10 protein-coding genes are annotated in these 11,550 nt (G+C 35.0%); 4 read left to right on the forward strand and 6 right to left on the reverse strand.

The features are described 5' to 3' along the window. Position 1: 1 nt before the first annotated feature. Positions 2-757, reverse strand: coding sequence for a 5'-nucleotidase C-terminal domain-containing protein (locus AC59HC_RS02810; RefSeq protein WP_202843511.1), 756 nt, complete (start codon positions 755-757; stop codon positions 2-4). 107 nt (positions 758-864) lie between these two features. Between AC59HC_RS02810 and dapA the strand changes: the two genes are divergently transcribed. From dapA to AC59HC_RS02830, 4 genes are all read left to right on the forward strand, one after another. After that, entirely contained in the window at positions 865-1,737 is an 873-nt protein-coding gene (gene dapA / locus AC59HC_RS02815) for a 4-hydroxy-tetrahydrodipicolinate synthase (RefSeq protein ID WP_202843509.1), read from the forward strand. Between the two features lie 117 nt (positions 1,738-1,854). Further along, a complete protein-coding gene (locus AC59HC_RS02820; RefSeq protein WP_110009547.1) occupies positions 1,855-2,358 on the forward strand; it encodes a GNAT family N-acetyltransferase in 504 nt (167 codons plus the stop codon). Positions 2,359-2,651: 293 nt separating this feature from the next. After that, positions 2,652-3,233: a helix-turn-helix domain-containing protein gene (locus AC59HC_RS02825; RefSeq protein WP_110009546.1), complete on the forward strand. Its 582-nt coding sequence runs from the start codon at positions 2,652-2,654 to the stop codon at positions 3,231-3,233. Then, positions 3,226-3,672, forward strand: a complete 447-nt coding sequence (locus AC59HC_RS02830) for a response regulator (protein ID WP_202843507.1) — start codon at positions 3,226-3,228, stop codon at positions 3,670-3,672. The genes AC59HC_RS02825 and AC59HC_RS02830 overlap by 8 nt, the downstream gene beginning before the upstream one ends. Positions 3,673-4,286: 614 nt before the next feature. On the opposite strand, the gene recG is transcribed toward AC59HC_RS02830, so the two are convergent. From recG to AC59HC_RS02855, 5 genes are all read right to left on the reverse strand, one after another. Beyond that, a complete protein-coding gene (recG, locus tag AC59HC_RS02835; protein WP_343641811.1) occupies positions 4,287-6,374 on the reverse strand; it encodes an ATP-dependent DNA helicase RecG in 2,088 nt (695 codons plus the stop codon). Between the two features lie 167 nt (positions 6,375-6,541). Beyond that, positions 6,542-7,075, reverse strand: a complete 534-nt coding sequence (locus tag AC59HC_RS02840) for a thioredoxin family protein (RefSeq protein WP_202843502.1) — start codon at positions 7,073-7,075, stop codon at positions 6,542-6,544. 41 nt (positions 7,076-7,116) lie between these two features. Next, positions 7,117-8,628 carry a peptide MFS transporter gene (locus AC59HC_RS02845; RefSeq protein WP_343641814.1) on the reverse strand — a complete coding sequence of 504 codons (1,512 nt, stop codon included), beginning with the start codon at positions 8,626-8,628 and terminating at the stop codon, positions 7,117-7,119. A gap of 23 nt (positions 8,629-8,651) precedes the next feature. Further along, positions 8,652-9,644 (reverse strand): PDDEXK nuclease domain-containing protein, encoded by a 993-nt coding sequence (locus AC59HC_RS02850; protein ID WP_496557970.1) that lies wholly within the window; start codon positions 9,642-9,644, stop codon positions 8,652-8,654. A gap of 58 nt (positions 9,645-9,702) precedes the next feature. Further along, positions 9,703-11,457 (reverse strand): peptide MFS transporter, encoded by a 1,755-nt coding sequence (locus tag AC59HC_RS02855; RefSeq protein WP_496557971.1) that lies wholly within the window; start codon positions 11,455-11,457, stop codon positions 9,703-9,705. Between the last annotated feature and the right edge of the window lie 93 nt (positions 11,458-11,550).

An 11,550-nucleotide genomic window follows, 5' to 3' on the forward strand; every position in this document is an offset into this window, starting at 1 on the left:
ATTACTTCCCGATAAAATTTAAACGAACATCCGAATTAACCACCACTTCAGGTGATTTTTTAAAATAATCGATAAACATATCTCTCATTTTAATCCCTGTTGCAATGGTTTCTCCTTTAGCAAAGAATTTCATATTGTCTCCGCCCAGGGCAAGATAGTCTGAAGTGGCAATATAATAATCTTTAGCCGGATCTACTGTGTTGCCGTTGATTAAGGCTTTGGTTACCTGTCCGTTTTTTGTTTCAATGTATAAATGAGAAACAGGATTGTTGACCTGCGTTTTTGCATAATACTCAAAAAGACCCTGTAAATCTGCTCCCTTCATTTTCACAATCACTACTTCATTTTCGAAAGGCATTACCTCAAATACATTTTTAAGTAAAATATCTCCTTTTCCGATAGTGGTACGGATCCCTCCGATATTGATCAGTGCAGCGTCTACATTTTGCTTAAGATGAGTTTTGATCCACTCATTACCTCCTTCAAACGTATAGTCAGCTAAAAGATTACCCAGATTGCTGTTATCGCCCTGTTTGGTAAGATCCACATTGGTATGTGAAATCTTCTGGTTCATTTCTTGATCCAGTTTCTGCTTATAAGGTTCGATCAATTTTACAAACTCCTCATCATTCTTTAGCTCATTATTAATAGAAATATTTTTCTGGGTCTTTACATTCACAAGCTGCGGCACAGAAGCCGTTTTGCATGCAGTAAGCGACACCAGAGCAATTCCTAATAACAAGAATTTATTTTTCATAATCTCTTTTAGTATATGCAAATATAACTATATGTATAATAAAACATTATTATTTATTACAAATTCTTACCGTAAATGATTAAATTTGGCAAAAATAATTCTAACAGATGAGCATTTTAAAAGGAGTAGGTGTTGCATTGGTAACGCCCTTTAATGAAGATTTATCCGTAGACTTCGACAGTTTAACAAAACTTGTGGAGTACAATATCGAAAACGGAACCAATTATTTGGTAGTATTGGGAACAACGGCAGAAGCCGCAACGCTTTCTGCAGAGGAGAAGAAACAGGTAATTGAGCATATCATTAAGGTGAATAATAAACGTCTTCCATTGGTTTTGGGAATTGGCGGCAACAATACTCTTGAAGTCAAGAAACAGATTGAAGAAGCTGATCTTTCTGCATTTGAAGCAGTACTTTCAGTATCTCCATATTATAATAAACCGAACCAGGAAGGGCTTTATCAGCATTATAAGGCATTAGCTTCCACAGGAAAAAATATTATCATTTATAATGTTCCGTCAAGAACAGGGCAAAATGTAGAAGCTGATACTACACTTCGTCTTGCAAAGGAATTCCCGAATTTGTTTTTGATTAAAGAAGCTTCTCCTAACATTCTTCAGTATTTTGATATTCTGAGAAAGAAACCTGAAGGATTTTCTTTAGTTTCAGGAGATGATGAATATACATTACCTGTAACATTAGCCGGTGGAGATGGTGTAATTTCCGTAATCGGACAGGCGTATCCTAAAGAATTTTCAACAATGGTACAGCTGGCTTTCGAAGGTAAAGTAAAGGAAGCTTATGAAATTCACAACAAACTGGTAGATATTACCCGCCTGATTTTTGCTGAAGGTAATCCTTGTGGTATTAAGGTAATATTGGCTGAAAAAGGAATCATCAAAAATTATCTTAGACTTCCTTTGGTAAAAGCTTCTGAAGGTCTTCATGCAAAAATTAAAGCTGAAATGGCTAAGATTTAATAATGATCTGACAAAATGAATTTTAATCATGTTAAAACTCGTCAATATCATTGAACAATATAAAGAGTGAAAAGTTTAGGCTTTTCACTTTTTTTAATCATCACAATATAACCAATCATGAAATTACAACAGGCAACAGCTGCAGACATCCCGTTGATTCAGGATCTTGCAAGACGATCATGGGAAAATGCTTATGCAGACATTCTTTCCAAAGAACAAATGGAGTTTATGCTCTCAGAAATGTATTCTGAAAATGAAATTTTACATCATTTCCAAAATCCGAATTATCATTATTATCTTATTCAGGATGAAAATAATAATACTTGTGAAGGCTTTATCGGATATGAGCACAACTATGAAGAGGAAACCACAAAGTTACACAGGATTTATCTGGTTCCTGAGAGTAAAGGAAAAGGATTTGGGAAAGGAGCACTTCAGTTTCTGAATGAGAAAGTTTCTGAAAACGGAAACAACAGAATTATCCTGAATGTCAATAAATACAATTCAGCCAGAAACTTCTACGAATCCCAGGGATATAGAGTGTATGACGAAGGTGTCTTTGATATTGGTAACGGTTTTGTGATGGATGATTTTCTTATGGAATATCTAATTCACAGATAAATGACTTAAAATTTTGTAACTTTATCCTGTAATTCTATAACAAGTGATTTCTTTTTTTGATTCATCTTTGCTTCAGAACCAAATCACTTATACAATACATTCATATGCTTGGTTTTGAGCTGAAAAGCTTTTTATCAGTATATTTTTTTCATCCTTAGTGTTTAAATTCCTGTATTCTAAAATACAGGAGTTTTTTCGTATTTATAGTAAAATATTAAAAATATACACCTATTTCACATTTACTTGAAATAAATTATTATATTTACTCCATAAATTGGCTTATATATACTAGGATGAAAATGTATGTTAAATTTGATTTCAATGCTCTTTGTAAAAAGGTATTGGACGAGAAACTTAAAGAACACGGGCTGAAGTACAGGTTACTGAACTTCGGTGAGGTGGAATTCTATGAGCCCCTTACTCAGGAACAGCACAATCTTTTTAAGAAAAATCTTGAAGATTATGGTATCGAGATCATAGAAAGCCAAAAAAACGCGTTGGTACAGAAAATCAAAGATGCTATTGTAGAGCTTGTCTTTTCTGATGAAATTATACCTGTAAAAGCATCTATCTATATTTCTGAAAAACTTAATCACAGCTATGGATACCTTTCCAATCTGTTTTCAGAAGTTGCTTTTACCTCTATTGAGAATTTTATTATTCTGCAGAAGATAGAGCATGCGAAGGCTCTTATCATAAGAAACAAACAAAGCCTTACAGAAATTGCCCATAAGCTGAACTATTCCAGTGTGGCGCATTTAAGTACCCAATTTAAAAATACAACAGGAATTACTCCATCCCAGTTTCAAAAAATTATTGGCAGGCGAAGAAGAGTACAAAGCACGGTAATAAACCCTAAAATGCAGTATGAATAAAGAATTTCTGAACGTAATAGTAGCAGATAACGATGAAAACATCTTGATTTTTTTTAAAAAAATTCTGAAAGAGTTGAAAATCTCTATAAAAGTTCAATGTTTCAGTAACGGGAACAGCCTGATGGAATACCTGAATAATGATGATGCCGTAGTTCCGGAACTTGTTTTTATAAATTATATGATTCCCGGAAAAGAGAGCATGGAATGTCTGGAAGATATCAGTTCGAATGCAAAATTCAACAACATGGTGACAGCCATTTTTTCTGATCCGATTCCGGAAAATGAAGTAGAAGAAATTTTTGTGAAAGGTGCTCACATTTTTATGAAAAAACCGGACTGTTTTGATAAACTCAGAAAGGTTCTTACAGAAGTTATTACCATCAACTGGCAGTATCACACGTCGGGTTTGAATAAAGATAATTTAATCCTGAAAGTATGATGAATAAAGGATTTATTAATTTAATGTTAATAATTTAAAAATCGTATTTATTGCATACTATTCACAAATAGGTGAAAATTTTATAACTAATCATTAAAATAATATAAAAGGCATCTGAATTAATATACGGACATTTGTAAAAGTAAACTCAGACACAAATTTATTATATAGTACAAGATACAGATGAATGAGAAGTAATTGTTTCTAAAAATAAAAAAATTATATAAATCACGATGTTAGTTAAACAAAATGGATTATACTAATTTTCCAATTTTAAAGCACAGAAGATCTTTAAACAAAACGGTACAATCATGAAAACTCAATAAGTAGTTGGAGGTATTTTTATTCGTTTCATTCCCTCATCTCCATCGAAACACAGTTAGTTTTTATAATAAGCAAGTTGGAAAAAATAATTCATTTTGTTTTTTTATAATTTATTTTAATAGTAATGGTTTTAGCTCATTATTATATTGTTATATAAATATTTTCACACCACATCACAAAATATTAAACCTGAACTATTAAAATAAATTTTTTTGGACATACCAAAAAGTAATTTCTTCTAAATAACAGTTTTATAAGGGGGCCGCAGGAAGTTTTTTTCTGCGGTTTTTTTATGATATTTTACTCCACTTATTTTTTCCTTTGTAGTATCTGATATAATAATTTTTGATGATCAGATTGTCAGGTCTTGAAAGCATAGGATCAGCTTCCAGTATTCTTTCTACCGTATTTTTTGTTGTTTTGATGATCGCCGAGTCATTAATAAGATCCAGTCTTTTAAAATCTACCACACCACTTTGCTGGGTTCCCAGTATATCTCCGGGCCCGCGAAGCTGCATATCTACCTCAGAAATTTTAAAACCATCATTGGTTTCAGTCATTGTTTTAATACGTGTTCGGCTTTCTTTTGATAATTTATCGGAAGTCATCAGGATACAGTAACTTTGTTCAGCACCTCTTCCTACACGTCCTCTGAGCTGGTGAAGCTGTGATAGTCCGAACCTTTCAGAACTTTCAATCACCATTACCGAAGCATTCGGAACATTTACCCCAACTTCAATTACTGTGGTTGCAACCATTATTTCAGCTTTTCCTGAAGCAAAATAAGCCATGGCAGCATCTTTTTCATCCGGTTTCATTTTCCCGTGAAGCATAGTGACATTATATTCTGAAAAATAATCCATCACATGCTCCAAACCTTCCATAAGGTTTTTATAATCCAGCGTTTCTGATTCTTCGATGAGAGGATATACGAAATAAACCTGTCTTCCTTTTTTTATTTCATCTTTACAAAAGTTATATACATACAGTCTGTCTTTTTCCCGGCGGTGGGCTGTAATAATAGGCTTTCTTCCCACAGGCATTTCATCAATTACCGAAACATCCAGATCAGAATAAAAACTCATGGCCAGAGTTCTTGGAATTGGTGTGGCGGTCATCACCAGAATATGAGGCGGAATCTTATTTTTAGCCCAGAGTTTAGCCCTTTGAGCAACTCCGAATCTATGCTGCTCATCAATAATGGCTAATCCCAGATTTTTAAATTTAACTTTATCTTCTAAAACGGCATGAGTTCCTACCAAAATAGAAAGTGTACCACTTTCCAGTTCTTCATGGATAATTCTTCTTTCTGCTGCTTTGGTAGAACCTGTGAGGAGGCGGATATTGATTCCTGTTTTTTCCAACAGCTCTTTGATACCATTGTAATGCTGCTGGGCAAGAATCTCCGTTGGAGCCATCAGGCAGCTCTGAAACCCATTGTCCATTGCGATAAGCATGGTAAGAAGGGCAACCATTGTTTTTCCTGATCCTACATCTCCCTGTAAAAGCCTGTTCATCTGAATCGGCCTTTTCATATCCATACGAATTTCCTTTAAAACTCTTTTTTGTGCATTGGTAAGCTCAAAAGGAAGATGGTTTTCATAAAAATCATTGAAGTGATCTCCAATAATAGGGAAAGGATTACCGTGGGATTGTGTTTTATGATGAAGCTTCTTTAAACCGTATCCTAACTGAAAGAAAAATGATTCTTCAAATTTCAGTCTGTAATCTGCTTTATCAAAATGCTCCTGATCTTTTGGAAAATGTACATTCAGAAAAGCATGCTGCCTGGACATGAATTTAAAGGTTTTCATCAGATATTCCGGAAAATTTTCTTCAATAAGACTCGGAATCTCTCTGCAGATATTTCTTAAAGCATTCTGGAAAAATCGTTGATTTAACCCTCTTTTGGTTAGTTTTTCAGAACTTGGATAAATAGGTTTAAGGCGGGTGTCACCCTCTTTTTTTTCTTCCGCTTCAATTTCCGGATGCGGCATAGAAAACTGGCGGTTGAAAACATTAATCTTTCCGAAGATATAAACTTCCCTGTTGATGGGAAGCTGTTCTTTCAACCACTTGGAATATTGAAACCAAACCAGATCTATACTACCTGTTTCATCATTGAACTTTGCAGATAATCGCTTGGTTTTACCGGTCTGAATTTCCTGTACCTGAGTAATTCTACCCTTCAGCTGTATTTCCTGACTGGTCTCTTCTCTAAGCTGAGAAACAGTATAGATTTTACTTTTGTCCAGATAACGGATAGGGTAGAAATTCAACATATCTTCCACAGTAGATAAGCCCAACACACTTTTGATGAGTTTGGCTCTTTCCGGACCTATTCCTTTTACATATTCTATGGAGGTTTCGAGATTCATTGTCAGGTTTCAGGATACTGTTTTTCGAACTTTTTGATTCTTATTTCGGATAATAAAAATAAAGGTCCGAATTTCGGTAAAATAAAAAAGACTTCCAAAAAAATTGGAAGTCTCTATAATGAATTTTTTAGCATTGAAACAGAAAATCGGTGTTTCAAAGTTCTGAATTAATTTTTGATTTTAGATTTGAATTTTTTCTGGTAATCCTCCCATTGTTCTCTGGTCTTAATCTTTTTAAACAGATCTTTGGAAATCAGTTCCAGATAAGGTTCCAGTTCTTTGGCAGACAATTCTCCCTGAAGAATGGTGATGGGATCGCCATGTTCATCCAGAAATACTGTACTTGGAACGGCTCCTACATTCATATATTGGGTAAACTCATGCAGAGAATTTTTTCCCTTTCTATGTTCAGTATTGGGATTGGAAAATGTTCTTCCGAAAATTTCAATGCTCTTTTTTTCTTCTGCATTAAACTTTACAGGATAATAATTCTCATTTAATATCTGAGCCAGTACAGGGTGGCCGTACGTTTTTTTATCCATGATTTTGCATGGACCACACCAGTCTGCGTAGAAATCAATTAATATTTTTTTGGGACTTTCCTTTTGGGCTTTTAAAGCTTCTTCAATGGTCATCCACTTTACTTGTGCAAAACTAAAATTTAATAAAAATAAGAGTGTTATGCTTAAAATTTTCTTCATATTGTGATATTTGGATAAAAATAAGCATGATTACTTATTTTTTATTTTACATCTTGCATTAATTTTTTCACGTACGGAGATATCAAAATTAATACCACTCCGGCAATTACCGCATATAATCCTAATTGTTTATATCCATCGGTATAAGTGATCAATTCATCATAGTTGGTAGAACCTTCTTTGGCTGTGGCAAGACTGGCCCCAATAATTCCTGCAACATACTGCCCATACGCTGATGCAAGAAACCACATTCCCATCATCATTCCCTGAAGATTCTTGGTAGAAAGCTTGGTCATGATGGATAAACCGATAGGAGAAAGGCATAATTCCCCAAGGGTAATGATAAGCAATGCCAGTGTGAAGAAGTTCAGTGAAGTGATTCCCTGAAGGTCTGCGAAGAGGCGCGTTGCAAATAAAACATAATATCCTAATCCTAAGAAAATAAATCCTAATCCGAATTTGATAATCGTGTTGGGTTCAATTTTTCTTTTGTTCAGCCAGATCCATAGAAGTCCGATCAATGGGGCAAGAAAAATAATGAAGAAAGCTCCTCCTGAGTTATTCACTCCATTTGGGTCTAATCCAAAAAGATCTTTATTCAGGTTTTTAGCTGCGAAAATGCTCAAAGAACCTCCGCTTTGCTCATAGATTCCCCAGAATATGATTGAAAATATAATGAAAACCAAAGCTGCCCAAAGTTTTTTACGTTCAGATGCCGTTACTTTAGACATTTCATAGAACAGATAGATTAAAGTTAAAGGTCCGATGGTCCACATAAAATAATCTGTATACTCAGTCTTGGCTACCATGGTCATGATGATGGGTACAAAAACCAATGACAAAACATATACTCCGTATTCTTTCCATTTTGGAATTGGAGCTGCTTTTACCTCTGCTAAAGGGTGTCCCGGCTGTAAACCGATAGTTCCTAGTGTTCTCTGTGTAAATACAAAATTAATTAAGCTTACAACCATTACTATTGCAGCAAGACCAAAAGCAATATGCCACCTCATTTCTTCTGCAATAATGTTGCTTAAGAATTCTCCTTTACCAATGGCAATACATAAATAACCGCCTAGCAATGCTCCGAGATTAATTCCTGCATAAAAAAGTGAGAATCCGGCATCTGCTCTTGAATCATTAGGTTTGTAAAGCTGTCCTACCATAGATGAAATATTAGGTTTGAAGAAACCTGTTCCTACGACAGTGAAAGCTATTCCTAAGAAAAAGAATTTATGGGGATCGGTAGCCAGGATTAAACTTCCTACGATCATTAGCAGCCCGCCCCAGAACAGGGATTTTCGGAATCCTAAAATTTTATCAGCAAAAAGACCTCCCACAAAGGTAAAGGCATATACAAAGGCCTGAGTGGCACCGTATTGAAGGTTGGCTTCTTTTTCATGGAAATTAAGCTGTGAGATCATGAAGAAGACCAGCATTCCACGCATTCCGTAGAAACAGAAACGTTCCCACATTTCAGAGAAAAACAGGCTCCAGATTTGTCTGGGATATTTTCCTTTGAAATTTTGTATTTCATCTAAAGTTAAGCTCATAATGATATATGATTAAGTTCTAATTAAGGGTTTTTATTTTCCTGATCCAGTTCAAAACGGATTCTGTCCTGGTCAATAATTTGTTTTAATTCTTCTTCTTTTGGGAGGTACAGCAGGTATTTGCTGGCAAATAAATTGTTTTTATCATTCAAAACGGAGTATTTTACAATGGTCTCATCTTTTTCTGAACATAATAAAATTCCGATGGTCGGATTATCACCTTCACCGCGTTTCAGATCATCATACATTCTTACATACATATCAATCTGTCCTATATCTTGATGAGAAAGTTCTCCTGTTTTTAAATCAATAATGACAAAGCATTTTAAGATGTAATTATAGAAGACAAGGTCGATATAAAAATCCGATGTATCTGTTGAAATATGTTGTTGTCTGGCTACAAAAGCGAATCCTTTCCCAAATTCAAGCAAAAACTTTTGAATATGGTCAATAATGGCTGTTTCAATTTCTTTTTCAGAAAATTGTTCATCAGCTTTTAGACCGAGAAACTCAAAAATATAAGGATCTTTTAAAACACTGTGAATAGTTTCCGGAGAAGATTTTTTATGTTCTAAAACGCGTTCATAAGCAAGGGAATTGATTTGTCTTTTAAGATCTCTGTAATTCCAGTTATTTTGAACGGATTCATTGATATAGTAATTCATTTTATCAGCATTGTCAAACCTTATCAGTAATCTGTAATGGGTCCAGCTCAATTCGTGACGCAATGCGTCACATATTGGAAATGCATGATAAAAAGAGCGCATGTTTCTTAAGTTACTTTCATCAAATCCTTTTCCAAATTCTAAGGTAAGTTTCTGAGAAAGTTTTTTCAGCGTATATTTTCCGTATTCTGCGCGTTCTTTTCCTTGTTGTTCATCTTCAACAATCAATTTTCCAATCTGCCAGTAAGTGAGCAGTAGAGTAGAATTCGCTATACGAAACACTTTTTCGCGCGACTGCCTAATGATTTCCTTTACGGATTGGAATAAAGAATCTTCGGAAATTTCCATCATACGAAAATAAAAAAAACCTCTGACTTGGCAGAGGTTTTATGATATTTTGTTGATACAATTAGTTTACACCATGCATCATTTTCTTTAAGATAGGTGAAATTAATCCTAAAATTACAGCAGCAATCCCACAAAGTACTACGAATACCATGAAGAATTCAAATAAGTTATGGATTTCGAATCCTACAAAAGTAGGGTTGTGTAATGGTAACTGAGCTTTATCAAAAGCAGCTACCTGATCCGCTGTCAGGGTTACTTTTTTATCCAAAACATCCTGTAGATTAACACCCATTTCTTCAGCTTTCTTGAATTTATCACCTGTTGCAGGGATAAGTGCTCCCAATGAACCGGCTAATGCATAACCGGCAGCGTTAGAAATAAAGAAAACACCATATAGTAATGAAGCAAATCTTTTCGGAGCCAGCTTACCAACCAATGATAAACCAATTGGAGAAAGACAAAGCTCACCACATGTCTGGATGAAGTATAGTAGCATTAACCATTTGATGGCTAATAAACCTGAGTTTCCAAGATCTTTTACATTGTGTGCAATGATGAAATAAGAAAGAGCGATCAAAGCTAATCCCATTGCCTGTTTGAACGGAGATACCGGTTCTTTTCCTTTAGCTCTTAATTTATCCCAGATTAAACTGAAAGGAACTGCCAGAATAACAACGAAGATTCCGTTGAAGATCTGAACCATTGAAGGCGGCATATTCCATCCTAAAATGTTTCTGTCTGTTTGGTTATCTGCAATAAATGTTAATGAAGATCCTGCCTGTTCGAACGCAGCCCAGAAGAAAATAATAAAGAATGATACGATATAAATTACCCAGATTCTCTGTCTTTCAACTTTATTTTCAGCAGAAGACATAATTAAGAAGGCAAGAGAAATACCAGCTGAATAGATGAATGGATAAATGATTCCTTTAATCAATTGCCCCATTTCTACAGAATTGAATCCAAACTCACCTACAAGAAGATATCTGAAAAGGAAGAATAAAACTACAAATATTCCACCAGTGATTCCTAAAGCCTGGCCAGAGAATTTAGCAGTCTGCGTTTCTCCTTCTTCAAAGTCAGCACTTGTATTGTTTTTCGGTAATCCTCCGATAGGTCTTCCTTCCGGAGTTACTACATATCTGTTTTTAAGGATAAAGAATGTTACCGTTCCGATTACCATGGCAATAGAAGCTGCCAGGAATCCCCATTTGAAAGCGAAGATATCTCTTACTCCGGTTGCAGCATCTTTTACGTCACCTACGTATGGACAGATAAACTGACCTAAGAACGCTCCGATGTTGATCCCCATGTAGAAAATAGTGAAGGCAGAATCCAGTTTAGACTTTTCCTGTTTTGGATAAAGGCTTCCCACCATTGAAGAAATATTCGGTTTGAAGAATCCGTTACCAAAAATGATCACGAATAATGCCAGCCACATGATAAGTTTGGCACTACCAATATCCGCTGAAAAAGTTGAGGCACTGATGAATAATAAGAACTGGCCAATAGCCATTAACGATCCACCAATGATGATCGCATATCTGTTTCCGATATATTTATCAGCAATAAATCCTCCCAAAAGAGGTGTTAAATAACATAAAGCTAGAAATCCACCATAGATGATCGCTGCATCAGCTTCTTTTATCAATAAGGAATTTACCATGAAGAGCGTCAAAAGAGCTCTCATTCCATAAAAGTTGAAACGCTCCCACATTTCTGTTCCGAAAAGAACCCATAATCCTTTAGGATGCCTGGAATTCTTATTCTCTACAAATTCATCCGGTTTCGGACTCAATGCTTCAATATTATCCATTTCTATTGTTAATTTTTGTTAAGACTGACAAATATAGTTTATTTTGGGTTTTTGGCAAGGTTTTAATTTTATTTTTAAATAAAAAAGCTGCGG

Source organism: Chryseobacterium sp. DZ-32 (genome assembly GCF_059587025.1).

Excerpts from the sequence above, each read along its gene's own strand:
- AC59HC_RS02810 (WP_202843511.1), bottom strand. The coding sequence starts at position 757 with ATGAAAAATAAATTCTTGTTATTAGGAATTGCTCTGGTGTCGCTTACT.
- dapA (WP_202843509.1), top strand. The coding sequence starts at position 865 with ATGAGCATTTTAAAAGGAGTAGGTGTTGCATTGGTAACGCCCTTTAAT.
- AC59HC_RS02820 (WP_110009547.1), top strand. The coding sequence starts at position 1,855 with ATGAAATTACAACAGGCAACAGCTGCAGACATCCCGTTGATTCAGGAT.
- AC59HC_RS02825 (WP_110009546.1), top strand. The coding sequence starts at position 2,652 with ATGAAAATGTATGTTAAATTTGATTTCAATGCTCTTTGTAAAAAGGTA.
- AC59HC_RS02830 (WP_202843507.1), top strand. The coding sequence starts at position 3,226 with ATGAATAAAGAATTTCTGAACGTAATAGTAGCAGATAACGATGAAAAC.
- recG (WP_343641811.1), bottom strand. The coding sequence starts at position 6,374 with ATGAATCTCGAAACCTCCATAGAATATGTAAAAGGAATAGGTCCGGAA.
- AC59HC_RS02840 (WP_202843502.1), bottom strand. The coding sequence starts at position 7,075 with ATGAAGAAAATTTTAAGCATAACACTCTTATTTTTATTAAATTTTAGT.
- AC59HC_RS02845 (WP_343641814.1), bottom strand. The coding sequence starts at position 8,628 with ATGAGCTTAACTTTAGATGAAATACAAAATTTCAAAGGAAAATATCCC.
- AC59HC_RS02850 (WP_496557970.1), bottom strand. The coding sequence starts at position 9,644 with ATGATGGAAATTTCCGAAGATTCTTTATTCCAATCCGTAAAGGAAATC.
- AC59HC_RS02855 (WP_496557971.1), bottom strand. The coding sequence starts at position 11,457 with ATGGATAATATTGAAGCATTGAGTCCGAAACCGGATGAATTTGTAGAG.